We start from the raw sequence: 1,897 nt of genomic DNA, 5'->3' as shown, positions 1-1,897 counted from the left end.
GTTGCTGACTTCCGCCGTGATCGTGATCGTGCCGCTGGTCAAGCCACCGAGATCGGCGGCCGAGGTCGTCCACACACCACCGTTGACGAAGGCCGTGACCACCACGCTGTTCACGCCGTCGCTGAAGGTCAGCGTGACCGTCTGGCCGTCTTCCACATTCGTGGTCGTTCCGCTCACCACCAGGGCTTCGGCCTCGGCGGCGTTGATCACGCCGTCGCCCGCGATCGGGCCGCCCACCGTGATGGTGGGTACCGTCGAGCTGACGCCGTAAGCGTGCGAAGCACTGCCGCTGGCGCTGTTGCCAGCCGTATCGCGGGTCACCACGCTGGCTTCGACCGTGGTGTCGGCGTCTGCGGCCAGATCCGAACCAAGTACGTCGATGCTCCAGGCGCCGTCTGCGTCCACGGTGCCGCTGTAGGTCACGCCGTTGATCACCAAGGTGACCACGTCACCCGCTTGCGTGCCGGTGGTCGTACCGCTCACCGCCACGGTCGCACCCGCTTCCGCGTTGTTGATCACGTTGTCTGCCGTGATGGCGTCGACCGCAATGGTCGGAGCCGTCGGCGGCGTGATGTCGAGGACAGCCGAGTCCGTCGCCTCAGCGGAGACGTTGCCCGCCAGGTCGGTGCTGGTCGCGCTCACGTTGAGCGTCGCGCCATCGGCCGGCGTCGGCAGACTCACGATGACGAAGCCGTTGGTCACGTCGGCCGCGCCCAGCGTGACGTTGACCGTGTTGGCACCATCCGTCACGGCGATCACGTCGCCGGCCGCTGCGCCGGAGACCAGGCTCACCTTGACCTGAATGCCGGCACCCAGTTCGGGGCCGCTGATGACACCATCGTTGTTGGCATCGCTGACGATCTCGACGCCGATGACGGGCGCCGTCTGGTCACCGCCCACGATCTCGACCGGTTCGGACTTGTTGCCCGACTCGTCGATCGCCTCGATCGTGCCAGGCTCGCCCTCGGGCAGCGGGTTCGGCTCGATGCGCCAGTTGCCGTCSGGATCCACCACGGCGCTGCCCACGACATTGCCGCCACCGTCGGTGACGATCACGATGCTGCCTTCTTCACCGGTGCCGGCCAGGCCACCGCCGTTGTTCTCATTGACCACAGGCGTCGTCGGATCGGTCTGGTCACCGCCCACGATCTCGACCGGCTCGGACTTGTTGCCCGAGTCGTCGATCGCCTCGATCGTGCCCGGCTCGCCTTCGGGCAGCGGGTTCGGTTCGATGCGCCAGTTGCCATCCGGATCCACCACGGCGCTGCCCACGACATTGCCGCCACCGTCGGTGACGATCACGATGCTGCCTTCTTCGCCGGTGCCGGCCAGGCCGCCACCGTTGTTCTCGGTCACCACAGGCGTCGTCGGATCGGTCTGGTCACCGCCCACGATCTCGACCGGCTCGGACTTGTTGCCCGACTCGTCGATCGCCTCGATCGTGCCCGGCTCGCCTTCCGGCAGCGGGTTCGGTTCGATGCGCCAGTTGCCATCCGGATCCACCACGGCGCTGCCCACGACATTGCCGCCACCATCGGTGACGACCACGGTGCTGCCTTCTTCGCCCGTGCCGCCCAGGCCGTTGCCGTTGTTCTCGTTAACGACCGGCGTCGATGGTGGCGTCATTTCCAGCACGGCGCTGTCGCTGTCGCTCGCCGGGTTGCCAGCTGCGTTGCTGACTTCCGCCGTGATCGTGATCGTGCCGCTGGTCAAGCCACCGAGATCGGCGGCCGAGGTCGTCCACACACCACCGTTGACGAAGGCCGTGACCACCACGCTGTTCACGCCGTCGCTGAAGGTCAGCGTGACCGTCTGGCCGTCTTCCACATTCGTGGTCGTTCCGCTCACCACCAGGGCTTCGGCCTCGGCGGCGTTGATCACGCCGTCGCCCGCGATC

At 67.2% G+C, this 1,897-nt stretch carries 1 protein-coding gene; it reads right to left on the bottom strand.

Annotated elements, in window-relative coordinates; translation table 11 throughout:
- The coding region (locus AC1DYD_RS41310; RefSeq protein ID WP_478178479.1) for an Ig-like domain-containing protein at window positions 1–1,897 on the bottom strand (1,897 nt) is incomplete at both ends.

The organism is Variovorax sp. P4_B11 (assembly GCF_056402355.1).
This window is presented reverse-complemented; position numbering and strand designations above follow the sequence as displayed.